22 protein-coding genes are annotated in these 21242 nt (G+C 73.6%); 9 read left to right on the top strand and 13 right to left on the bottom strand.

The window, feature by feature from the left end; all coding sequences use genetic code 11:
• The first annotated feature begins 156 nt into the window (after positions 1-156).
• Positions 157-1587 (top strand): GNAT family N-acetyltransferase, encoded by a 1431-nt coding sequence (locus tag AB0O67_RS02500; protein ID WP_365444838.1) that lies wholly within the window; start codon positions 157-159, stop codon positions 1585-1587.
• 80 nt (positions 1588-1667) lie between these two features.
• Here the strand turns inward: AB0O67_RS02500 and AB0O67_RS02495 are convergent, their stop codons facing one another.
• Positions 1668-2846 (bottom strand): PLP-dependent transferase, encoded by a 1179-nt coding sequence (locus AB0O67_RS02495; protein ID WP_365445063.1) that lies wholly within the window; start codon positions 2844-2846, stop codon positions 1668-1670.
• Between the two features lie 114 nt (positions 2847-2960).
• Between AB0O67_RS02495 and AB0O67_RS02490 the strand changes: the two genes are divergently transcribed.
• Together AB0O67_RS02490 and AB0O67_RS02485 are read left to right on the top strand one after the other, a co-directional pair.
• Positions 2961-3452, top strand: a complete 492-nt coding sequence (locus tag AB0O67_RS02490; RefSeq protein ID WP_365444835.1) for an Lrp/AsnC family transcriptional regulator — start codon at positions 2961-2963, stop codon at positions 3450-3452.
• A 33-nt stretch (positions 3453-3485) separates the two neighbouring features.
• A complete protein-coding gene (locus AB0O67_RS02485) occupies positions 3486-5177 on the top strand; it encodes a DUF885 domain-containing protein (RefSeq protein ID WP_365444832.1) in 1692 nt (563 codons plus the stop codon).
• A gap of 18 nt (positions 5178-5195) precedes the next feature.
• Here AB0O67_RS02485 and AB0O67_RS02480 read toward each other — a convergent pair whose 3' ends face one another.
• Both AB0O67_RS02480 and AB0O67_RS02475 read right to left on the bottom strand, forming a co-directional pair.
• Positions 5196-6041: an SDR family oxidoreductase gene (locus AB0O67_RS02480; RefSeq protein WP_365444829.1), complete on the bottom strand. Its 846-nt coding sequence runs from the start codon at positions 6039-6041 to the stop codon at positions 5196-5198.
• Positions 6042-6152: 111 nt separating this feature from the next.
• Complete coding sequence (locus AB0O67_RS02475) at positions 6153-6635, bottom strand: rhodanese-like domain-containing protein (RefSeq protein WP_365444826.1); 483 nt, start codon at positions 6633-6635, stop codon at positions 6153-6155.
• 130 nt (positions 6636-6765) lie between these two features.
• On the opposite strand from AB0O67_RS02475, the gene AB0O67_RS02470 reads away from it, so the two are divergent.
• Positions 6766-7212, top strand: a complete 447-nt coding sequence (locus AB0O67_RS02470; RefSeq protein WP_365444823.1) for an Lrp/AsnC family transcriptional regulator — start codon at positions 6766-6768, stop codon at positions 7210-7212.
• Between the two features lie 6 nt (positions 7213-7218).
• Here the strand turns inward: AB0O67_RS02470 and AB0O67_RS02465 are convergent, their stop codons facing one another.
• The 5 genes from AB0O67_RS02465 to AB0O67_RS02445 all read right to left on the bottom strand — a co-directional run bounded on the left by AB0O67_RS02465 (position 7219) and on the right by AB0O67_RS02445 (position 13446).
• Positions 7219-10206, bottom strand: a complete 2988-nt coding sequence (locus AB0O67_RS02465; RefSeq protein WP_365444820.1) for an SMC family ATPase — start codon at positions 10204-10206, stop codon at positions 7219-7221.
• On the bottom strand, positions 10203-11366 hold the full coding sequence (locus tag AB0O67_RS02460) for an exonuclease SbcCD subunit D (RefSeq protein ID WP_365444817.1): 1164 nt from the start codon (positions 11364-11366) through the stop codon (positions 10203-10205). Before AB0O67_RS02460 ends, AB0O67_RS02465 begins: the two co-directional genes overlap by 4 nt.
• Before the next feature lie 125 nt (positions 11367-11491).
• Positions 11492-12118 carry a YigZ family protein gene (locus AB0O67_RS02455; protein ID WP_365444814.1) on the bottom strand — a complete coding sequence of 209 codons (627 nt, stop codon included), beginning with the start codon at positions 12116-12118 and terminating at the stop codon, positions 11492-11494.
• Positions 12119-12184: 66 nt separating this feature from the next.
• Positions 12185-12727: a histidine phosphatase family protein gene (locus tag AB0O67_RS02450; RefSeq protein ID WP_365444811.1), complete on the bottom strand. Its 543-nt coding sequence runs from the start codon at positions 12725-12727 to the stop codon at positions 12185-12187.
• Positions 12724-13446 carry a hypothetical protein gene (locus tag AB0O67_RS02445; protein ID WP_365444808.1) on the bottom strand — a complete coding sequence of 241 codons (723 nt, stop codon included), beginning with the start codon at positions 13444-13446 and terminating at the stop codon, positions 12724-12726. Before AB0O67_RS02445 ends, AB0O67_RS02450 begins: the two co-directional genes overlap by 4 nt.
• Positions 13447-13617: 171 nt before the next feature.
• On the opposite strand from AB0O67_RS02445, the gene AB0O67_RS02440 reads away from it, so the two are divergent.
• Together AB0O67_RS02440 and AB0O67_RS02435 are read left to right on the top strand one after the other, a co-directional pair.
• Positions 13618-14025 carry a CoA-binding protein gene (locus tag AB0O67_RS02440; protein WP_365444805.1) on the top strand — a complete coding sequence of 136 codons (408 nt, stop codon included), beginning with the start codon at positions 13618-13620 and terminating at the stop codon, positions 14023-14025.
• Between the two features lie 75 nt (positions 14026-14100).
• The gene (locus AB0O67_RS02435; RefSeq protein WP_365444802.1) at positions 14101-15324 is read left to right on the top strand and encodes a 4-hydroxybenzoate 3-monooxygenase; all 1224 of its coding nucleotides are present in this window, start codon (positions 14101-14103) and stop codon (positions 15322-15324) included.
• Positions 15325-15349: 25 nt separating this feature from the next.
• Here AB0O67_RS02435 and AB0O67_RS02430 read toward each other — a convergent pair whose 3' ends face one another.
• Positions 15350-15709 (bottom strand): metalloregulator ArsR/SmtB family transcription factor, encoded by a 360-nt coding sequence (locus AB0O67_RS02430; RefSeq protein WP_365444799.1) that lies wholly within the window; start codon positions 15707-15709, stop codon positions 15350-15352.
• 87 nt (positions 15710-15796) lie between these two features.
• Here AB0O67_RS02430 and AB0O67_RS02425 point away from each other — a divergent pair, with 87 nt between their 5' ends.
• Entirely contained in the window at positions 15797-16825 is a 1029-nt protein-coding gene (locus AB0O67_RS02425) for a cation diffusion facilitator family transporter (RefSeq protein ID WP_365444796.1), read from the top strand.
• A gap of 9 nt (positions 16826-16834) precedes the next feature.
• On the opposite strand, the gene AB0O67_RS02420 is transcribed toward AB0O67_RS02425, so the two are convergent.
• Both AB0O67_RS02420 and AB0O67_RS02415 read right to left on the bottom strand, forming a co-directional pair.
• On the bottom strand, positions 16835-17392 hold the full coding sequence (locus AB0O67_RS02420) for a YbaK/EbsC family protein (RefSeq protein ID WP_365444793.1): 558 nt from the start codon (positions 17390-17392) through the stop codon (positions 16835-16837).
• Between the two features lie 43 nt (positions 17393-17435).
• The gene (locus tag AB0O67_RS02415) at positions 17436-18008 is read right to left on the bottom strand and encodes an XRE family transcriptional regulator (RefSeq protein ID WP_365444790.1); all 573 of its coding nucleotides are present in this window, start codon (positions 18006-18008) and stop codon (positions 17436-17438) included.
• Between the two features lie 119 nt (positions 18009-18127).
• Here AB0O67_RS02415 and AB0O67_RS02410 point away from each other — a divergent pair, with 119 nt between their 5' ends.
• Positions 18128-18985, top strand: a complete 858-nt coding sequence (locus AB0O67_RS02410; RefSeq protein ID WP_365444787.1) for an EamA family transporter — start codon at positions 18128-18130, stop codon at positions 18983-18985.
• A gap of 1 nt (position 18986) precedes the next feature.
• Here AB0O67_RS02410 and AB0O67_RS02405 read toward each other — a convergent pair whose 3' ends face one another.
• Positions 18987-19751, bottom strand: coding sequence for an acyltransferase (locus AB0O67_RS02405; RefSeq protein ID WP_365444784.1), 765 nt, complete (start codon positions 19749-19751; stop codon positions 18987-18989).
• 109 nt (positions 19752-19860) lie between these two features.
• Between AB0O67_RS02405 and AB0O67_RS02400 the strand changes: the two genes are divergently transcribed.
• A complete protein-coding gene (locus AB0O67_RS02400; RefSeq protein ID WP_365444781.1) occupies positions 19861-20391 on the top strand; it encodes a gamma carbonic anhydrase family protein in 531 nt (176 codons plus the stop codon).
• Positions 20392-20454: 63 nt separating this feature from the next.
• On the opposite strand, the gene AB0O67_RS02395 is transcribed toward AB0O67_RS02400, so the two are convergent.
• Complete coding sequence (locus tag AB0O67_RS02395; protein ID WP_365444778.1) at positions 20455-21105, bottom strand: DedA family protein; 651 nt, start codon at positions 21103-21105, stop codon at positions 20455-20457.
• Positions 21106-21242: the final 137 nt, after the last annotated feature.

Below are 21242 nucleotides of genomic sequence, written 5' to 3'. Positions count from 1 at the left end.
GCAGCTGAGCACGTACGTCCTCGCAGGTCGTCACCGCGCGGCCACACAGTTGTAAAAAGAACAACAAAAAGGGCAGATCCATGCTTTACCGATCAGTCACAAAGCGTTCGTGATCACGCAACACCGTTCCTTCACAGTGGGTGCATGAGTCGAGACATGTCTGATGTGACACGTGCGAAACACGGCCGCCCCGTGCACCACTGGCGACGGGACCTCGTGGAGCTCGCCGCCCTGTTCACGGCCGTCGCGGTGGCGGACGCCGTGGCCAACCTGATCGGTCACGGCCCCGACGGCCCGGCACTGCTGGTGATCTCCGCGATCGCCCTGCTCGCCACGGCGGCGTTCCACACCTGGTGGTCACGCCGCCACGGGCACGCACCGCCGACCAGCGATACCGGCGCCCGGCCGCCCTCCTCGGAGCGGCAGGCCGGGCCGTCCGCGCCCACCACGGCGAACGCGCGGCCCGAGTCCGGGGAGGCCGCGCTCTGGCGGATGCGCACGACGGTGAAGGACGAGCCGGGTTCGCTCGCCGCGCTCTGCACGGAGCTCGCCGGGCACCGGGTCGACATCCTGAGCCTGCAGACCCATCCGCTGGGCGACGGCACGGTGGACGAGTTCCTGCTGCGGGCCCCCGCCGGGCTCGCGGCGGCCGAGCTGACGCGGGCGGCGGCCCAGGCGGGCGGTACGAGCACCTGGATCGAGCGGGCCGACGCGCACGATCTGGTGGACGCCCCGACCCGGGTCCTGGGCCTGGCCACGCGCACGGCGCTGGACGCCGCCGAACTGCCGCTCGCGCTCCGCCAGTTGCTGGGCCGGTGCACGATCCGTTCGCTGCCCGCGGCCCCGGTGGGCGGCGGTCGCGCGGCGGACGGTGTGCCGGTGGAGGGCGTACTGGAGGACACCGTGCTGCGGTTGCGGGCACCGGAAGGCGGAGTGATCACCGTGGAGCGGCCGTATCTGCCGTTCACGCCGACCGAGTTCGCCCGGGCGCGGGCGCTGGTGGAGCTGGACGCCCGGCTCGGGCCGCGCGTCCCGGGCAGCCAGGACGTACTGACCCTGCCGCAGGGCGGCGCCATCACGGTGCGCCGGGCCGACACCGGTGACGTCGAGGCCGCGAAGGCCATGCACGACCGGTGCTCACCGCGCACCCTCTCGATGCGCTACCACGGGCCGGTCGGGGACGCCGACCGCTACCTCAACCACCTCCTGAGCCCGCGCTTCGGCCGGACGCTCGCCGTGCAGACCGCGTCGGGCCGGATCGTCGGGCTCGGCCACCTGCTGTGGGACGGGGACGAGACGGAGGTCGCGCTGCTCGTCGAGGACGACTGGCAGCGCCGTGGCATCGGTGCCGAAGTGCTCGGCCGTCTGGTGTCCATGGCGGTAGAGGCGGGTTGCGAGAGCGTGTACGCCGTGACGCAGTCCTCCAACACCGGCATGGTCGCCGCTATGCGCGGGCTGGGCCTGCCCCTCGACTACCAGATCGAGGAGGGCACCCTGGTGATCACGGCCCGCCTGGACGCGGCGGCGGTCCGTTCGGGCCTGCCGTACGACGGGGAGCGGCTCGGCGAGCGGATCGTCCGGGAGTGAGGCGCCGGGCGCGGTGACGGGCGCCTCGGGGACGGTGCGGGACACACGCCGAGCCGTCCCCGAGGCGCGGGTCGGGCCGCTCAGGCGTGCCTCATCCCTGCCGCCGCCCGGGCCGGTGCCGGCTCCTCCCCCAGGGCGGCGTCCAGATCGGCCCACAGGTCCTCGACGTCCTCCAGCCCCACCGACATCCGCAGCAGCCGGTCGCTGACGCCGGCACCCCGGCGGTCGTCCGCGTCCACGATGCGATGGCTGATGGACGCCGGGTGCTGGATGAGGGTGTCGACGCTGCCGAGGCTGACGGCGGGGGTGATCAGACGGACGCCGGCGATGACCTGGTGGGGGTCGCCGTGCACCTCGAAGGCGACCATCGCGCCGCCGATGCTCGGGTAGTGGACGCGGGCGACGCGCGGGTCGGCGGCGAGGCGGCGGACCAGTTCGGCCGCGTTCGCGGACGCCGCCCGCACCCGCACGGGCAGGGTCGAGAGTCCGCGCAGCAGCAGATAGCCGGCCAGCGGATGCAGCACCCCGCCCGTCGCGAACCGCACCTGGCGCAGCCGCCCGGCGAACTCCTCGTCGCAGGCGACGACTCCGGCGAGTACGTCACCGTGCCCGCCGAGGTACTTGGTGGCGCTGTGCAGCACCAGTCGTGCGCCCTGCTCGACGGGGCGCTGGAGGACGGGCGTGGCGAAGGTGTTGTCGACGAGCAGCGGGACCGAACCGCAGGCGTGCGCGGCGGCCCGTACGTCGACCTCCGCGAGGGTCGGGTTCGCCGGGGACTCGACCAGGACGAGCCCGGTGTCGGGGCGCAGGGCGTCCGCGATGCCCGCCGGGTCGGTCCAGGTGACCTCCGAGCCGAGCAGTCCGGCGGTGAGGAGGTGGTCGCTGCAGCCGTACAGGGGCCGTACGGCGACGACATGGCGCAGGCCGAGGGAGGCCCGTACGAGCAGGATCGCGCTCAGCGCGGCCATGCCGCTGGCGAAGGCGACGGCGGACTCGGTGCCTTCGAGCCGTGCGAGGGCGGTCTCGAAGCGGGCGACGGTCGGATTGCCCAGCCGGGCGTAGACGGGCGGGCCCTCCGGTTCGGCGCCGGTGGTGGCGAAGGCGTCGATGCGGGCGGCCTCGGCCCGGCTGTCGTACGAGGGGTAGGTGGTGGACAGGTCGATCGGCGGGGCATGCAGGCCCTGCCTGGCGAGATCGTCCCGTCCGGCGTGCACGGCTTCGGTGGCGAACCTCCTGGCCGGGCTCCCGGCCGACGTCATCCGGTTCGCTTCTCCTGTGGCAGCGTCCCCGCTGTCCAGCGCTCTCGTCTCCATGCCCCGCAGGGTGAACACCGACCGGGTCACAGCGGGCGGAACCCGTGCTACGTTCGGCCAGTGGCCGAATCTGTCGTACTGGATCCGGTGGACCTCGATCTGCTGCGGCTGTTGCAGAACGACGCCCGGACGACCTACCGCGATCTCGCCGCCCAGGTGGGCGTCGCGCCGTCGACCTGCCTGGACCGGGTGACCCGGCTCCGCCGCGCCGGCGTGATCCTCGGGCACCAGCTGCGGCTGGATCCGGCCAAGTTGGGACGCGGGTTGCAGGCTCTGCTGTCCGTGCAGGTCAGGCCACACCGACGGGAGCTGGTGCGGCCGTTCGTGGAGCGGATCCGGGCGTTGCCGGAGTCGCTGACCGTCTTCCACCTCACCGGTCCCGACGACTACCTCGTGCATGTCGCCGTCGCGGACATGGCGGATCTGCAGCGGCTGGTGCTGGACGAGTTCACGGCCCACCGCGAAGTCGCCCGCGTGGAGACCCGGTTGATCTTCCAGCGGTGGGACTGCGGTCCTCTGCTGCCGCCTTCGCCCTCGGCACAATCGGGGTGACGCACAGTGGCCCCTCGTACGAGGATGGTCCACATGTCAGACACCAACAGCCCGCTGCCCCGAGAGGTCGCCGACGCCTACGTCGACGAGCTCATCGCCCTCGACCCGGTCACCGGTACCTATCTCGGCGTGAAGGAGAGTTCGAGCCGCCTGCCCGACCTTTCGCCCGCGGGCCAGGAGGCGCTCGCCGAGCTGGCGCGGGCGACCCTCGCGAAGCTCGACGAGGCTGAGCGCGCGCCCGGCGCGGACAGTGACATCGAGCGCCGCTGCGCGCGCCTGCTGCGTGAACGGCTCACAGCCGAGCTCGCCGTGCACGACGCCGACGAGGGCCTGCGCTCGGTCGGCAACCTGGGGACGATCGTGCACCCGGTGCGCGAGGTGTTCACGGTGACGCCGGCGGAGACGGAGGAGGACTGGGCTGCCCTCACGGAGCGTCTGCGCGCGGTCCCGGCCGCTCTGGCGGGCTACCGCGAGTCCCTCGCGCTGGGCCTGGAACGCAAGCTGTACGCGGCCCCGCGTCCGACGGCCACCTTCATCGACCAGCTCGGCGAGTGGGCGGACACCGACGGCAGGGGGCGCGGCTGGTTCGAGGACTTCGCCTCGGCCGGGCCCGACGCGCTGCGCACCGAGCTGGACGAGGCCGCCCGTGGGGCGACCGCGGCCGTGGTGGAGCTGCGGACCTGGATGCGCGAGGTGTACGCGCCGACCGTCGAGGGCGCGCCGAACACGGTGGGCCGGGAGCGGTACGCCCGCTGGTCGCGCTACTTCAACGGCACCGACCTCGACCTGGACGAGGCGTACGCCTACGGCTGGTCGGAGTTCCACCGCATCCTCGGCGAGATGAAGCAGGAGGCCGAGAAGATCCTCCCGGGCGCGCGGACGCCGTGGGTGGCGCTCGCCCACCTCGACGAGCACGGCACGCACATCGAGGGCGTGGACGAGGTCCGGGAGTGGCTGCAGGGCCTGATGGACCAGGCGATCCGGGAGCTGGACGGCACCCACTTCGAACTCGCCGAGCGGGTACGGAAGGTGGAGTCCCGCATCGCCCCGCCCGGCAGCGCCGCCGCGCCGTACTACACGCCCCCGTCGGAGGACTTCTCCCGCCCCGGCCGCACCTGGCTGCCGACGATGGGCCAGACCCGGTTCCCGGTCTACGACCTGGTGTCGACCTGGTACCACGAGGGTGTCCCCGGCCATCATCTCCAGCTCGCGCAGTGGACGCACGTCGCCGGTGACCTCTCCCGCTACCAGGCCACCATCGGCGGCGTCAGCGCCAACGCCGAGGGCTGGGCGTTGTACGCGGAGCGGCTGATGGACGAGCTGGGCTTCCTCACCGACGCGGAGCAGCGCCTCGGCTACCTCGACGCGCAGATGATGCGGGCAGCCCGCGTGATCGTCGACATCGGCATGCACCTGGAGCTGGAGATCCCGGCGGACTCGCCCTTCCACCCGGGTGAGCGCTGGACGCCCGAGCTGGCGCAGGAGTTCTTCGGCGCGCACAGCAGCCGCCCGGCGGACTTCGTGGAGAGCGAGCTGACCCGCTACCTCACGATCCCCGGCCAGGCGATCGGCTACAAGCTGGGCGAACGCGCCTGGCTGCTGGGCCGGGAGAAGGCCCGGGAGCGGCACGGCGACGCGTTCGACCTGAAGGCCTGGCACATGGCCGCCCTCTCCCAGGGCTCCCTGGGCCTTGACGACCTGGTGGACGAGCTGTCCCGCCTCTGAGGCTCATGGACGGTCACGTCAGCGCCGGAAGCCACCTTCCGAGTTGATCACCTGACCGGCGACCCAGTCCGCCTCGTCCGTGGCGAGCCAGGCGATGAGGCGGGCCGGGTCGTCGGGCATGCCCCACCGCCCGGCGGGGAAGCGCGCGGCGACCGCCGCATGGGCGTCGCCGGTCAGGTAGCCCGTGTCCACGGGGCCCGGGTTGACGGTGTTCACCGTCACCGCCTGCTCGGCGAGCGTCGTCGCCAGCGAGCGCGTGACGGAGGCGAGCGCGCCCTTCTGGAGGGCGTAGGCGATCTCGTCGGGCATGCCGCCCGCGATGTCCTGGCCGGAGGTCATCATCAGCACCCGCCCGCCCGGCGTTCGCGTGGGCAGTTGCTCCCGCAGTCGCGCGTAGGCCTGGACCAGCAGCACCACCGACCGTGTGTCGACCGCCCAGTGCGCGTCGAGCATGCCGGCGTCGATCGCGTCGAGCGGCCCGTCGGATCCGCTGCGGGCGTGGTTGGCGACGAGGATGTCCAGCCGTCCGCCCAGCGCGGCTGCGGCGGTGGCGACCAGCTCGGCGGGCGCGGTCGGATCGGCGAGGTCACCGGGCCCGGCGACGACCCGCGCACCGGGCTCGACGGCCGCCGCGCGCACGGAGTCGACGACGTCCTCGATCCGGTCGGCGCCCCAGGGCAGGGCGGCGTCGTGCGGCACGTGGTGGTGGAGATAGACGCTCGCGCCGTGGGCGACGAGGCGCCGGGCCACGGCATGCCCGATGCCGCCGCGCCGGCTGGCCCCGGTGACCAGGGCGGTGCGGCCGCGCAGCGGCAGGGGGTCACGGCGGAGGTCTTCGGGTGCGGGATGAGGCAAGTGCGGCATGGTCGACCATGATGGGCAACCGGCAGACGGGACGCACACGGTTTTCGGCACCGCCGCCCTGGGAGGGCACTCTCGTGGTCGACCAGGTTCCTGCGCCCGAGGCCCCGGCCATCAGCAGCCGCAGTCGCCCGCCCGCACCGGCGCCGTCAGCGCGTCGGCGTCCCGGTGCTCGCGGCCCTGCCAGGTCTCGTACGCGAAGCCCTCCCGGACCCAGTACTCGAAGCCGCCGAGCATCTCCTTGACCCGGTAGCCCCGTTCGGCGAGGGCGAGCGCGGCGCGGATCGCGCCGTTGCATCCTGGGCCCCAGCAGTACGTCACCACCGGCACCGACTTGTCGAGAAGCTGCCCGGCCTGCTCGGGAATCAGCGAGGTCGGAAGGTGGACCGCGCCGGGGATGTGTCCCTGGTCCCACGACTCCGTCGAGCGGGAGTCCACGACGACGAACCCGGGATCGCCCTCGGCAGCGAGCCCGGCGGCCACGTCGGAGACGTCGGCGTGGAAGGCGAGGCTCGCCCGGAAGTGGGCGGCTGCAGCGGCCGGGACGGCGGGGGCGACGCGCAGGACGGGGTTGGCGGCGGTCGTGGGGCTGCTCATCGGGTCGGCCTTTCCGAGACGGGCGGGGCGGGATGCGCCTGAAATGTACGTCCGGTCGATCCGCTCCCTGAAGGAGCGATCCCCGGCGTATCCCTTGATCGGCCGGGGTTTGCCCTGGTATTCCTCCGGCATGACCGCGTTTTCCCCGGACGCCACCGACTGGCGCATCCTCGACGTCCTCCAGCGTGAGGGCCGTGCCAGTTTCGCCGAGCTGGCGCGTGCCGTCTCCATGTCCGCGAGCGCGGTCACCGAGCGGGTGCGGCGGCTGGAGGAGGCGGGCGTCATCCAGGGGTACGCCGCCGTCGTGGACCCCGACCGGCTGGGGCTGCCGATCCTGGCGTTCGTCCGGCTGCGTAACCCGACCGGCAACTACAAGCCGTTCCACGACCTCGTCGCCGGGACCCCCGAGATCCTGGAGGCGCACCACGTGACGGGCGACGACTGCTTCGTCATCAAGGTCGCCGCCCGCTCCATGCGCCACCTGGAGGAGGTGTCGGGCAGGATCGGCGCGCTGGGCTCGGTGACGACGAGCGTCGTCTACTCCTCGCCCCTCCCCCGGCGCCCGCTGGGCCAGTGAGCCCGGTCAGCCCGTGCCCCGCTGCCGGAGCACCGACCCCGACCTCCCCTTGACCACCTCCAACTGCGCGTGAACACGCCGCCGCAGATCGGCCACGTGGCTCACGATGCCGACGCTTCGGTCCCGCTCGCGCAGTGAGTCGAGCACGTCCAGCACCTCGTCCAGCGTCTGGTCGTCGAGACTGCCGAAGCCCTCGTCGATGAAGAGGGTGTCCAGCCGCACGCCACCCGCCTCGTCCGTGACGACGTCCGCGAGGCCCAGGGCGAGCGCGAGCGAGGCGAAGAACGTCTCGCCGCCCGACAGCGTCGCCGTGTCGCGCTCCCGTCCGGTCCAGGCGTCGACGACATGCAGCCCGAGGCCGCTGCGTCCGCGTCCGGACCGGTCGTCGGAGTGGACGAGGGTGTAACGGCCGGACGACATCCGTTGCAGCCGTGCGGTCGCGGCGGCCGCCACCTGTTCCAGACGGGCCGCCAGCACGTACGACTCCAGGCGCATCCGGCGTTCGTTCTCGGCGGAGGTGCCGGCCGCGAGCCCGGCGATCCGTGCCACCCGGTCGTACTCCTCGCGCAAGGGCCCGAGCCGTCGTACCCCGGCGGCGGCCCGCGCGGAGAGCCGGTCCAGTTCGGCGCAGCGGCGCTCGGCGGCGTCGCGTGCGGAGGCGGCGTCGCGTACCCGCCGATCGGCCGCCGCGGCGGCCTCCTCGGCCGCGGTGAGGTCGGCGGGCGGCTGCTGGGCGGCGGCCGCGGTGTCGCTCTCGGCGAGGACCGCGCGGACGGCGGCCTCCTCGGCCTGCCGGGCGTCGAACCGTCGTTGCAGCTCGCGATGGGTGGCGGCGTCCAGCAGGGCGGCGGCCGCGGCCTGCGGGGTGTCGAAACCGGCGCGGAAGGCGGCGTCGGCGAGGCGGGCGTCGGCGTCCTTGAGGCGCTGGGCGGTGTCCTCGGCGTGCCGTACGGCCTCGGCGGCCTCCGTGAGCCGCGCGGCCCGGCGCTCCAGCTCGGCCGCGCGCGCGGCGACGCTGCCCGCCGAGCCCCGCGCCTGCGTCAGTTCCCCTTCCAAGGAGGCCCTTTCACGGTCCAAGGCGTCGCGGCGGGCCGAGCGGGACGCCGTCCTCAGCTCGGCCTCCCGGCGCGCGGCGGTCCTGCGCTCGTGCTCCTGCTCGGCCCTGCGCAGTTCCTCGCGCGCGGCGTGCAGCCCGGACGCCTCCCGCCGGGCCCGCACGTGCAGCCGCTCCAGTTCCTCGGCCTCTTCGGCGAGCCTGCCGGTCGGGGTGTCACCCGCCTCGGCGGTCGCGGCGGCCAGGGCCTCCCGTACGACGCCCAGCCGCCCTTCGTTCTCGGCGTGCGCCTCCTCCGCTCGCTGGTAGGCGGCGAGTGCCCGCTCCTCCGCCTCCCGGTCGACGTGCCCGGCGACCTTCCGCGCCGGGGCGGGGTGTTCGGTGGCCCCGCACACGGCGCAGGCTTCACCGTCCTTCAAGACCGCGGCCAGTTCGGCGGCGATGCCGCTCAGGCGCTGTTCCTTGAGGTCGAGCCAGTGCGCACGTGCCTTCAGGGCGCGCTCTCCCGAGGCGAGGGCCTGCTTCCGGGCCTGCTCGGTGTCCCCGGCCAGTTGGCCGCGCAGCCGTGCGGCGCCGAGCCGCTTCTGCACCGGTTCGCGGCGGACGGCGAGTTGCTCGGCCCGGGAGGCCGCCTCCTGGGCGGCGTCGATACGGCCCTGGTGGCCGGCCCGGGTCGCCTCCCACCCGGCGAGCCAGGTCTCGGCCTCGTGCAGCACGTCCTCGTCAGCGCGCTCCTGCCGGTCCAGGTCGGCGCGCTCCGCGCGGACGTCGGCCAGCCGCCGCTCCGCCCGGCGGGCGGCGTCCAGTCCGCCCAGCTCCTCGGCGGTCCGGCGGGCGGCGGCGGCGAGCCCGGTGGCGCCCGCGTCGGCGAAGCCCTGCGGCAGCGCGGCACGCGCGCGGGCCTGCGCCGCGGCCGCCGCGCGGTGCTCGGCGTCGGCCGCCTCCCGCAGCTCCAGCGCGGGCGAGACCGCCTCCGCCTTCCGGCCCCGTTCCATGCGCCGCTGGTCGGTCCGGTGCGCCTCGTCCCGTTCCGCCAGCAGCCGGGCGCGCTCCCGCGCGTCCGCGAACCTCCGTTGCTGGCGGGCCACTTCGCGTACGTCGTCCAGGGCACGCTCGGCCACGCTCCGGTCGGTCTCGGCCGCGGCGAGCCGGCAGCGGGCGGCCGTCAGCTGTTCCCTGGCGGTGCTGCGGGCGACGGCGGCGGCGGTCAGCACGGCCTCGGCCAGGCCCGGGTCGCCGGGTGCCAGTTCGGGCAGCTCCATGGCGCCGTCCGCCGCCTGCTGCATGCGGTGGGCGTCGGCGAGCAGCTCCGTGTCGCCGTCGCGGACGTCCGCCTCGGTGGCGCGCCGGCGCTCCGCGAGCCGCTTCTCGACCTCCGCGAAACGGCTGGTGTCGAAGAGGCGGCCCAGCAGCCGGCCGCGGGCCTCGGCGTCGGCGCGCAGGAACCGCGCGAAGTCGCCCTGCGGCAGCAGGACCACCTGGCAGAACTGCTCCCGGCTCATGCCCAGCAGCTGGGTGATCTCCTCGCCGATCTCCTGGTGGGAGCGGCTGAGGTCCTTCCAGGAGCCGGCGTCGTGCTCACGCAGCCACGTCTGGGCCTTGTCGAGCGTGGTGCCCGTGCCGCGCTTCTTGGGGCGCTCCCAGGGCGGCTGCCGGGTGACCTCCAACCGGCGTCCGGCGACGGTCAGTTCGAGCGTCACGGACGTGCGCGTGCCGGACGCCGCGTGATCGCTGCGCAGGGCGGTGCCCTGGCCGCTGTGCCGGGCGCCCGCCACGGAGCCGTACAGGGCGTAGCAGACGGCGTCCAGGACGGAGGTCTTGCCCGCGCCGGTCGGTCCGTGCAGCAGGAAGAGGCCCGCGGCGGACAGTTCGTCGAAGTCGACGCTCTGGGTGCCGCCGAAGGGGCCGAAGGCGGTGATGCCGAGGCGGTGCAGCCTCACCGGGCCACCTCCCGCAGGCTCAGGTCGGCGCGCACGGCGTCGAACGCGTCCCGCAGCACGGACCGTTCCTGCCCGTCGGGTCCCGCGCCGCGCACATGGGCCACGAAGTCCTCGGCGATCTCCTGGTCGCTGCGGTCCGCGAGGCGTCCGGCGTACGACATCCCGGGCTCGTCGGGGGCCCGCTCGGGGGCGAAGACGAGACTGAGGGTGTACGGGAAGCGCTCGGTGAGACGGGCCATGGGATCGGTCGGCCGGACCGGGTCGGTGAGGGTCGCCTCGACCCAGGCCTGCTGGTGGCGGGCGAGCGCCGGGTCGGCGAGCAGTTCCTCCAGTCGGCCGCCGATCCGGGCGAGCGGCCGCGGCACCGGGCAGTCGACGCGCTCGGCGGTCACCGTCCCCCGCGCGTCGAGGTCGACGAGCCACATGCTCTTGCGGTGCCCGGCCTCCGAGAAGGAGTACGCCAGCGGGGAACCGGAGTACCGCACCCGTTCGGTGATGGTCTGGCAGCCGTGCAGATGCCCCAGCGCCACGTAGTCCACGCCGTCGAAGACACCGGAGGGCACGGCCGCCACCCCGCCGACGGTGATGTCCCGCTCGCTGTCGCTCGCCTCGCCGCCGGTGACGAAGGCGTGCGCGAGGACGACGGACCGTGTGCCGCGGGGGCGTGCGGCGAGGTCGGCGCGGACCCGCTCCATGGCGGCGGCGAGCACCGTCTCGTGGCCGGCCTTCTCCACCCCGAACTCGGCCTTCACCAGGGCCGGTTCGAGATACGGCAGTCCGTAGAACGCCACGTCGCCGAACCCGTCCCGAAGCACCACCGGTGTGCCGGACGCCGCCGGGTCGGTGCGCAGATGGATCCCCGCCCGTCCGATCAGCCCGGCGCCGACCCCGAGACGGCGGGCGGAGTCGTGGTTCCCGGAGATCATCACCGTCGGCACCCCGAGGTCGGCGAGCCGGTGCAGGGCGTCGTCGAACAGTTCCACCGCGGCCAGCGGCGGCACCGCCCGGTCGTACACGTCCCCCGACACGACCACGGCGTCGACGGCGTGCTCGCGCACGGTCGTGACGAGGTGGCCGATGAACTCGGCCTGGGCGCCGAGCATGCTCACCCGGTGGAACGCCCGTCCGAGATGCCAGTCGGAAGTGTGCAGCAGTCTCATGATCCCCGAGACTAACGGCCGGGTCCGACACCACGGGCGGTTACTCCCGTATCGCCCGTCATGACCGGCTCGACTCCTGTCCGTTACGGGCATTTGACCCGCGTTTACCACGGAAGATGCCCGAACTAGGCGTCGCCGTACGCCTCCCCGCCGAGCTCGAACCCCGCGGTCCCCGCGGTCGCGTCCGCGAGCCAGGACCGGAAGGCGTCCACGTCGGCCTCCGGAAGCCCGATCTCGATCGTGACCGCCTCCCCGTAGCGCACGTCCCGCACATCGCGCCCGGTGGCGCGCAGGTCGTTCTGGACCTTGCCCGCGCGCTGGTGGTCGACGGTCACCGTGCCCAGCCGGAAGCGACGCCGGGTGAGGGTGCCTAGGTCGTCCAGGGCCTCGCCGACCGCTCCGCCGTATGCCCGGATGAGGCCGCCCGCGCCGAGCTTGACCCCGCCGTAGTAGCGGGTGACGACGGCGACGACGTACCGCATGTCGCGGCGCAGCAGCATCTGCAGCATGGGCAGCCCGGCGGTGCCGCCCGGTTCGCCGTCGTCGCTCGCCTTCTGGATCGCTGCGTCGGCGCCGATGACGTACGCCCAGCAGTTGTGCGTGGCGTCGGCGTGCTCCTTGCGCACGGCGGCGACGAAGTCCCGCGCCTCCTGCTCGGTGCCGGCCGGGGCGAGGGCGCACACGAAACGCGAGCGGTTGACCTCGGTTTCATGCACTCCCGGGCGGGCGACCGTGCGGTACTCGTCCTGCATCCGGCCAGCCTATGCGCTGCGCGCGCGTGCCCCGCGACGGGCGAAGCCGCTCCCCGGGAGCCGGCCCTACTTCTTCTTCCCCCGCGGCACCAGCATCTCCGTCAGCAGCGCCGCCCCCGGCCGCAGCGCGTCCCATCCGCTCCCGTGCGCGGTCAGCACGGCGATCGCCGAGGTGGGGAACTTCGCCCGCACCCGGTCCAGCGTGTCACCGACGCCGTCCCCGGCGAGCGCCAGGACCAGATCCTCCAGGCCGGGGTTGTGCCCGACGAGGAGCAGCGTCCGCACCTCGGGTGGCATCTCGTGCACGGCGGCAAGCAGCTCGGGCACCTCGGCGCCGTAGAGCTCGTGCTCGTAGCGCACCGGCGCCGGGGTGGCCCACTGGGCCGACGCCAGCTGCCAGGTCTGGCGGGCGCGTACGGCGGTGGAGCACAGCGCGAGGTCCGGCAGGCAGTCGCTCTCGGCGAGCGCGCGGCCGGCGGCCGGAGCGTCCCGGCGGCCCCGGGGCGCGAGCGGGCGCTCGTGGTCGGCGACGTCCGGCGGCCGGGCGGACTTGGCGTGCCGCAGCACGACCAGTCGGCGCAGCGGGCCGCCTCCCGCGCGAGCGGTCATGCCGGCGCCCCCAGGTCGCGGGTCAGTTCGAGCCCGAGCAGCCGGTCGGCGTAGGCGTAGGTCTCGAAGCGTGCGCCGTCCGGCAGGTCCGGGTCGCCCTCCACGTGCCGCAGGACACGCAGCACCGCGAGCACGTCCAGGTCGTCCTCCCAGGCGGCACGGAGCTGTCCGCGCACCTCTTCGGGGACCGGCCGGGACGGGCGTCGCGCCCAGTCGGCGACGGCACGGCGCCAGCGGGCGAGCGTGTCGCGGGCCTCGTCGAGCGCCTGGGTGTCCACGCGCGCGGGATGGCCGCGGCGCCGCGAGAGCAGCGCGAGCCGCAGCGCCGCGGGGTCGTCCCCGATCGGCGTTCCCGGACCGTCGGAGGCGGGGGCCACCGCGACGCACACCCCGTCCGGATTCACCCCGCCCTCCCCCACCACATGGATGACCTGCCGCTCGCCGAGCCCGGCCCCGGCGTCGTGGCGGTCCTCGAAGGGCCGGACGCCGAGGGCGACGGCCGCGGCCCGGATCTCCGCCCGGTCCCGCTCCCCGGAGAGCAGCCCCCACACCGGCGTACCACCCAGCTCCAGGGCGCGGACCAGCACGTCGGCGACCAGCAGGACGCGCAGGGCGGTGGGGTCGAGGGCGGGTACGTGGGCCTCGACACAGGTCAGCCCCCGCCGGGTCAGGGAGGCGTCGACGGTTTCTCCGGTCCGGGCGTCGATGAGGCGCAGCACGCCAGTGAGCCTAGGCGCGTCGACGGCCGTTCGCACGACACGCGTTCCGGTCAGCGCGGTGGACCGCCTCCAAAGACGGAGATCCGGCACGCGCCCGGCTCCGGGAATCCTCGCGTGCGCTCGTCCGTTGCACCGACTGACGACGAGGCGACTGGCCGAAGGAGGCCCCTGGTGTACGGCGACGAGGCGACGGTCCGCAGGATTCTCACCGAGCTCGGCGACACCTGGGCGGTGGTGGGCCTGTCGTCGAACCGGTCCCGGCCGGCCCACGGCGTCGCCGAGGTGCTCCAGCGGTTCGGCAAGCGGATCGTGCCGGTGCATCCCAAGGCGGAGACGGTGCACGGCGAGCAGGGCTACGCCTCCCTCGCCGACATCCCCTTCGACGTGGACGTGGTCGACGTCTTCGTCAACGCCGACCTGGCGGGCGCGGTCGCCGACGAGGCGGTCGCCAAGGGGGCGAAGGCGGTCTGGTTCCAGCTCGGTGTCGTCGACGAGGCCGCCTACGAGCGCACCCGCGCCGCCGGTCTCGACATGGTGATGGACCGCTGCCCCGCGATCGAGATACCGCGCCTCGGGTAGCGCGCGGCACACAGGGAGGCCCGCGCCCGGACACTCGCCCTCGTCCGTCCGACAGGCCACCGTCATAATGCACGCGTGGCCATACCTTCCCCCCACCCCAACTCCCCCGCACAGCAACGCTCTCCGGTCGTCGTCGTGGGCGCCGGTCCGGCCGGCCTGACGCTCGGCAACATCTTGCGGGCCGCGTCCGTCGACTGTGTCGTGCTCGAGGTGGAGAGCAGGCAGTTCATCGAACAGCGGCCACGGGCCGGGGTTCTGGAGGAGTGGGCCGTGCGCGGCCTCGAACGGCGGGGTCTGGCCGGGAACCTGCTGGAGCGGGCGCAGCGGCACACCCAGTGCGAGTTCCGCTTCGCCGGCGGGCGCCACCGGTTGTCGTACGCCGAACTGACGGGGCAGCACCACTGGATCTACCCACAGCCGTTGCTGGTGACGGACCTGGTCCGGGAGTACGCCGACGTGCGCGGCGGCGACATACGGTTCGGCGTGCGGGACGTCCGGCTCCACGACCTGGACACCGACCGGGCGGCGGTGTCGTACCTCTGCCCCGAGACCGGCGAACGCCGCGTGATCCACTGTGACTTCGTGGCCGGCTGCGACGGGGCACGCGGCGTGACGCGCGGCGCCCTGCCCACGGAGCGGTTCCACGTCTCGCGCCATGACTACGGCATCGGCTGGCTGGCGCTGCTCGCCGAGGCCCCGCCGTCCTCCGACTGCGTGGTGTTCGGCATCCACCACCGCGGTTTCGCCGGGCACATGGCCCGCAGCCCCGAGGTCACCCGGTACTACCTCCAGTGCCCACCGGGCGACGACCCGGAGAGCTGGTCCCACGAGCGTGTCTGGGCCGAGCTCCAGGAGCGGCTCGGCGCGCGGGGCGCCCCGCCGCTCACCGAGGGCCGGCTGATCGAGAAGCGGGTGCTCGACATGCACAACTACGTGGTCGAGCCGATGGCGTACGGGCGGCTGTTCCTGGCCGGTGACGCGGCCCACCTCACGGCGCCGATCGCCGCGAAGGGCATGAACCTCGCGCTGCACGACGCGTTCCTGCTGGGTGACGCCCTCGTCGCCCACCTGACGAAGGGCGACGTGAACGGGCTGCGCGGCTACTCTGCCAGCTGCCTGGCCCGGGTCTGGGACTACCAGGAGTTCTCCCAGTGGCTGTCCGACGTCTACCACGGCACCGCCTCGGGCGACCCCTACCGATCCGGCACGACCCTCGCCCGGCTGCGCCGCCTGGTCACCTCACCCCTCGCCGCCTCCGCGTTCGCGGAGCAGTACCTCGGCATGGACCCCGGCCTCTGAGCCGGCCCGGCGCGTCAGCCGGTCGTCAGTCGTGTTCCGGCCGCCCGGTGAGCCGGTGGTCGGCGAGGTTCAGCGCCTCGTCGACCACCCTGCGCAGATGGCCGTCGCGCAGGGAGTAGATCACCCGGCGGCCCTGCTTGCGCGTGGTGACCAGCCCCGCCAGCCGTAGCCGCGCCAGATGCTGGCTGACCGCGGGCCGGGCCGCGCCGCAGGCCTCGGTGAGCGTGGAGACGTCGGCCTCGCCCGTGCTCAGCGCGTGCAGCAGCGTGAGGCGGGTGCGGTCACCGAGCAGGGCGAGCAGTTCGGCGGCGAACGCGAACTGTTCCTCGCCGGGGGTGCGCGGATGCGCATCCTGCGCAGATGACAGGTGCATGCGTGCGCTCATACGCACATGATGGCTTCCCGGAGCGGGTACGTCCACCACCGAGGCGACCACGCGCCCGGCACCGCCGTGCACCGGAAGGGGATCCCCGTGAGCGACCGGCACCACCACGAGCATGAGCACCACTCCCCCACCGGCCTGCGGCATCGGCTGGGCCACCTCCTCACCCCGCACTCCCACGACACCGCCGACAAGGTCGACTCCGCCCTGGAGTCCTCGGCTCGCGGAATGCGCGCGCTCTGGGTCTCGCTCGCGGTGCTCGGTGCGACCGCGCTCGCGCAGGCCGTCGTGGTCGTGGTGTCCGGGTCGGTGGCGCTGCTCGGCGACACGGTGCACAACACCGCGGACGCGCTGACGGCCGTACCGCTCGGGATCGCCTTCGTGCTGGGCCGACGCGCGGCGACCCGGCGCTTCACCTACGGCTACGGGCGCGCGGAGGACCTGGCGGGCATCGTGATCGTGCTGACGATCGCGGCGTCGGCCGCGTTCGCGGGGTGGACGGCGATCGATCGGCTGCTCGACCCGCGGCCGGTGCAGCACATCCCGGCGGTCGCCGTGGCGGCCCTGGTCGGATTCGCGGGCAACGAGTGGGTGGCCCGCTACCGGATCCGCGTCGGCCGCTCGATCGGCTCTGCCGCGCTGGTCGCCGACGGACTGCACGCGCGCACGGACGGATTCACGTCACTGGCCGTGCTGCTGAGCGCGGGCGGCGCAGCCCTCGGCTGGTCATCGGCCGACCCGATCGTGGGCTTGGCCATCACCGCGGCGATCACGCTGGTGCTGCGGGACGCGGCCCGGGAGGTGTTCCGGCGGGTGCTGGACGCCGTCGACCCGGCCCTGGTGGACCAGGCCGAGCAGGCGCTGCGGACGGTGCCGGGCGTGCTGGAGGTGGGCGAGCTGCGGCTGCGCTGGATCGGGCACCGGCTGCGGGCCGAGGTGGCGGTGGTCGTGGACGGCGAGGTGACGGTACGGCAGGCCCACGCGATCGCCGTCGCGGCGGAACACGCCCTGCTGCACGCCGTACCGCGCCTCACCGCGGCCCTGGTGCACGCCGATCCGGCGCACACGCCCGGCGAGGCGGACCCACATCTGCCGCTGGCCCATCACGCCACGGCGTGACACCCGGGGTCAGGCGGTCCCCAGCCCCTCCAGGACCACCGCGCCGGGCAGTTCCGCGAAAGCCTTGCCCGGCACCAGCAGCTTGCCGCGCCGCCGGCCGCTGCCGACCAGGACGTACGGCAGGTCGACCACGGCCGAGTCGACCAGCAGCGGCCAGCCGGCGGGCAGCCCGACCGGGGTGATGCCGCCGTACTCCATGCCGGTCTCGCCGGTCGCCGTGTCCATCGGGGCGAAGGAGGCCTTGCGCGCGCCGAGTTGACGTCGGACGACGCCGTTGACGTCTACGCGGGTGGTGGAGAGCACGACGCAGGCGGCCAGCGTGGTCTCGCCGCCGCGTTTGCCCGCGACGACCACGCAGTTCGCGGACTGCTCCAGCAACTCCTGGCCGTAGTGCTCCACGAAGACCTCGGTGTCGGCCCATCGCGGGTCGGTCTCGACATGGATGATCTGCTCGGCGGGGACGCTGCCGCGCCAGTGCCGTACGGCGTCGGCCACCGGGCCGATCAGCTCGTCGAGGCAGTCGGGGGCGGGCGTCGCCTGGTCGAAGCGTCCGATGGGTGCGCGCATGGCGGCACGCTAACAGCCGCCGCGCGACCGGTGACCGCGCGTCTCAGTGCACGGGCGGCACCGACACGGCCAGCACCATCTCCATCGGTTCGCCGCCCGTGTTGCCGTACGTGTGCGGCACCCCGGCGTCGAAGGAGGCGCTGGCGCCCGTCGGGACGAAGTGGTCGACGCCGTCGACGGTGAGGGTCAGCTCGCCGGCGGTGACATGGACGAGTTCGACCGTGCCGGCGGGGTGCGGGTCGGAGGAACTGCTCTCGCCCGGCATCAGCCGCCAGTCCCACAGCTCCAGCGGGCCGGGGGCCTCGGTACCGGCGAGCAGCCGGTTGTAGCTGCCCGCGTCGGTGTGCCACATCCGGACGGCCTGGTCGGCCGGGACGATCCGGACCTTGGGGCCCTGCTCGTAGTCGAGCAGGGTGGTGATGCTGATGCCCAGCGCGTCGCCGATCTTGACGACCGTGCCGAGGCTGGGGTTGGTGCGGGCCTGCTCGATCTGGATCAGCATGCCGCGGCTGACCCCGGCACGGGCGGCGAGGGTGTCGAGGGTGAAGCCGCGCTCGGCGCGCCAGCGCTTGACGTTCCGGGCCAGTGACTGGGTCAGCAGGTCGAGGTCCGACACATTCCGTCCATCAGGTGAGTCACCTAGCCTGTCAAACATTCTGGATGACAGGGTTCAATATATTCAACTATGGTGTGGTGCACCAAATCGTTCACTGAACTGTACTGCGAGGCGACTCGATGACGGCACTCTTCGCCCTGGCCACCAGCCTCCTGTGGGGGCTGGCCGACTTCGGCGGCGGGCTGCTGACCCGGCGTACGCCCGCACTGACCGTGGTCGTCGTCTCGCAGTCGATCGCGGTGGCCGTCCTCGGTGCGATCGTCGTCGCGACCGGCGCCTGGAGCGAGGCGGGCCCGCAACTCTGGTTCGCGGTGGCGGCCGGCCTCGTGGGCCCGGTGGCGATGCTCTCCTTCTACAAGGCGCTCGCCCTGGGCCCGATGGGCGTGGTCTCACCGCTGGGATCGCTCGGCGTCGCGGTCCCGGTGAGCGTGGGTCTGGTGCTGGGCGAGCGCCCGGGCCTGTTGCAGGTGGCGGGCATCGTGGTCGCCGCGGCCGGGGTGGTGCTCGCGGGCGGGCCGCAGTTCAGGGGAGCGCCGGTGCAGCGGCAGGCCGTCCTGCTCACCCTGCTCGCGGCGTTCGGCTTCGGGGCGGTGATGGCCCTGATCGCGGAGGCGTCGACGACGCTCACCGGCCTGTTCCTCGCCCTGTTCGTCCAGCGCGTCACCAACGTCGTCGCGGGCGGCACCGCCCTGTACGTCTCGGTGCGGCGTGGCGCTCCCGCCCTCCCCGCCGAGGGCTTCCCGTGGGCTTCGCTCCCGGCGCTGGCCTTCGTGGGCCTGGCGGACGTGGCGGCCAACGGGACGTATGCGATCGCCGCCCAGCAAGGCCCGGTCACCGTCGCCGCCATCCTCGCCTCCCTCTACCCGGTGGTGACGGCACTGGCCGCCCGCGGCTTCCTCGGCGAGCGGCTGCGCGCCGTCCAGGCCGCGGGCGCCGGCTTGGCCCTGGCCGGCACCCTGCTGCTCGCGACCGGCTGAGTCAGGCCTCCGGCTCCAGCTCCGCCAGCCGCTCCACCGTCTCCTCGTCGAGGTCCGCGAGCGCGCGCAACTCGTCGGGGGTGACACCGGCCGGTATCGGCACCGGCGCCGGTGTGCGCAGCGGCGGCTGCCAGCCGTCGACGGGCGTCCAGCGCCGTACGACCCGGGCGGGCGCCCCGGCCACCACGGCATGGTCGGGCACGGCTCCTCGCACCACCGCGCCGGCCGCCACGACCACGTTCCGCCCGATCCGGGCGCCCGGCAGGATCACCGCGCCGGTGCCGATCCAGCAGCCGGGGCCGATCTCAACCGGCTCCATCCGGGGCCACTGCTTGCCGATGGGCTGGTGCGGGTCGTCGTAGGAGTGGTTGGTGGAGGTGACGTAGACGTACGGACCGAAGTAGCAGTCGCTGCCGATGGTGACCGTCGTGTCGGCGATGACGTGACTGCCCCGGCCGAGGACCACACCGTCACCGATGCGCAGGATCGGCTCCGGGCCGAGGTCGAGGTCGGGCATCAGACCGGCCGTCAGGGTGACCTGCTCGCCGACGATGCAGTGGGCACCCATGTGGATCCAGGGTTCGCCGAAGACCGTGCCGAGCGGGAAGGCGAGCCTGGTACCGGTTCCCATCGCGCCGAAGCGGAACCGTCCGGGGTGTTCGGCGGTGACGGACGCCATGCGCTGCACCCACGCCCAGCCCGTGTGGACGGCCCGCTGCACTTGGCGGCGGCGCCAGGATGAGAACGTGTTCTTGCGCTTGGGCACCCGCTCACGTTACTCAGCGCGGGGTGCGCCCATGAGGGCGTGGGCCTGTGATCTTCGCCCTACGGCGTGGCGTACCGTTCCCTCGTACTCGACGACGAGGGAGCTGGGAATGACGCACCAGGCACTGATCACCGGCATCGGCGGCAAGGAGCCGAGGGTCGATCAGGAGGCGTTCGTCGCACCGACGGCCGCGGTGATCGGGGACGTGACCCTGGGGGCCGGCGCGAGTGTCTGGTACGGAGCCGTGCTGCGCGGGGACGTCGAGCGGATCTCGGTGGGCGCGAGCAGCAACGTGCAGGACAACTGCACGCTGCACGCCGATCCCGGCTTCCCGGTGAGCGTCGGCGAGCGGGTGTCCGTCGGGCACAACGCCGTGGTCCACGGGGCGACCGTCGAGGACGACTGCCTGATCGGGATGGGGGCGACCGTGCTCAACGGCGCCGTGATCGGGGCCGGGTCGCTCGTCGCGGCACAGGCGCTGGTGCCGCAGGGGATGGTGGTGCCGCCGGGGTCGCTGGTGGCGGGGGTGCCGGCCAAGGTACGGCGGGAGCTGAGCGCCGAGGAGCGGGAGGGCGTGACGCTGAACGGGACGATGTACGCCGAGCTGGGCAAGGCACACCGGGATGCGCACGCGGGGTGACGGTGGTCGGCGGTGGGCGGGCGCGGGGGGCCGGTCGCTCAGTTCCCCGCGCCCTGAGGGGGTCTACTCCCCGGCGCCGACAGGTTCCGGCTCGGCCACCGGCCTCGACTCCGTCACCTTCTTCGCCTTGCGCTTCATGATCAGCACGGACGTCAGGCCGATCAGGACCGCCAGCACCAGTCCCACCCACGAGAAGCGCTTCAGCCACGCCTCGGCGACGACGCCCACGTAGTAGATGACCGCGGTGGTGCCGCCCGCCCACAGGATGCCGCCGAAGACGTTGGCGATCAGGAACTTCCAGTAGGGCATCCGCAGCACGCCCGCGAGCGGGCCGGCGAAGATGCGGAGCAGGGCGACGAAACGGCCGAAGAAGACGGCCCACATGCCCCACTTCTCGAAGGAGCGCTCCGCGGTGGCGATGTGCGCCTCGCTGAAGTGTTTCGGGAACTTCCCGCCGAGCCGGGCGAGCAGCGGGCGGCCGCCCTTGCGGCCGATCGCGTAGCCGATCGAGTCACCGATGATCGCGCCGGCACTGGCGCACGCGCCGAGGACCAACGGGTCGATGTCGCCGTGCTGGGAGGCGAGCAGCGCCGAGGAGACCAGGATGATCTCGCCCGGCAGCGGGATGCCCAGACTCTCCAGGCCGATGACCACTCCCACCAGCGCGTAGATGGCGACCGCGGGTACGGTCTCCAGCCATTCCTGGACGTGCACGGCCGATTCCTCCCGAAATTCGCGTCCCTGGGGGGACGGCGTGCGCCCGGATCCGGGCGCCCCCCCCCCCCCCGACCCGGGGCCGCCGCCACACCCCCGGGCCCCCCAAAGCACCCGGGGTCCAGGGCCACCGGGCA

It is taken from the genome of Streptomyces sp. NPDC086077, from assembly GCF_040686175.1.
Lineage (GTDB): Bacteria > Actinomycetota > Actinomycetes > Streptomycetales > Streptomycetaceae > Streptomyces.
This window is presented reverse-complemented; position numbering and strand designations above follow the sequence as displayed.